Below are 1,018 nucleotides of genomic sequence, written 5' to 3' on the forward strand. Positions count from 1 at the left end.
GATTATGCAGCGGCAGACGTTCACTACTTGTTGCCACTTTACGAAAAATTGCTCGATAAAGTCACTGAAGCTGGTTGGTGGGAAGCGGTGCAGCAAGAGAGCGACTTGTTGGTTTCCAAACGCATTCGCGAAACCAACGAAGAAAATGCGTACCTTGATATTAAAGGAGCGTGGCAACTTAAACCTTCAGAGTTAGCTGTGTTAAAGCCGCTAGCGACTTGGCGTTATCGTGAAGCAATCAAGCGCGACTTAGCACTAAACTTCATCTTCAAAGAGGGTGATTTGCTAACGGTTGCTCGTTTAGGTTTAACAAGCTTTAAAAAGATGGAAGCGGAAGGGATGGATAGCCGCGCGGTCAATCGTCACGGTACTAAAATTGCGGCCATCGTGAAAAAGGCTAAGCAAACGCCACCAGAAGAATACCCAGCTAAAATTGATCGCCTGATGGATTACCCTGGCTATAAGCAGGTTTTCAAAAACATGAAAGATGTCGTGAAAAGTGCTGCGCAAAAATCAGGGTTAGCGACCGAGTTTTTAGCATCGAAAAAGCAGATTAACCAGCTCATCAGTTGGGTGTGGAAGAAGGATCGTGATCCTGCTCGCTTGCCTGATGTTATGCAAGGTTGGCGTCTAGAGTTATTGGGCGAAAAAATGAATAAGGCGTTGAAATAAGCGCAAACTAAAAAGGTTGACCAAATGGTCAACCTTTTTCGACACGTACATTGTTGTGCGCTGCGTATTGCGTTGAGAATAAAGCCTTACTTCTCGTCGTCAGGCAGTTTCACGTTGAGCTCAAGTACAGAAATGTCGTCATCCTTATGCTCAAAGGTTAAATCAACCATGTTCGGGTCAATGTCTACGTATTTACTGATCACCTTCAGAATGTCTTCTTTAAGCTGAGGTAAGTACGAAGGCGCAGGGTCATTTTGGCTGCGGCGTTCAGCCACGATGATTTGTAAGCGCTCTTTCGCCAGACTTGCAGACGTTTTTTTCTGCGGGCGGAAAAATTCTAATAATG

2 protein-coding genes are annotated in these 1,018 nt (G+C 45.0%); one reads left to right on the forward strand and one right to left on the reverse strand.

The annotated features are described in order from the left end of the window. The coding region (locus R8N46_RS25575) for an HRDC domain-containing protein (RefSeq protein ID WP_318189825.1) at window positions 1–672 on the forward strand (672 nt) is incomplete at its 5' end. An 86-nt stretch (window positions 673–758) separates the two neighbouring features. On the opposite strand, the gene minE is transcribed toward R8N46_RS25575, so the two are convergent. Continuing rightward, on the reverse strand, window positions 759–1,018 hold a 260-nt coding region (minE, locus tag R8N46_RS25580), incomplete at its 5' end, for a cell division topological specificity factor MinE (RefSeq protein ID WP_318189826.1).

This window comes from Vibrio sp. 1874 (assembly GCF_033344395.1).
GTDB classification, from domain to species: Bacteria; Pseudomonadota; Gammaproteobacteria; order Enterobacterales; family Vibrionaceae; genus Vibrio; species Vibrio alginolyticus.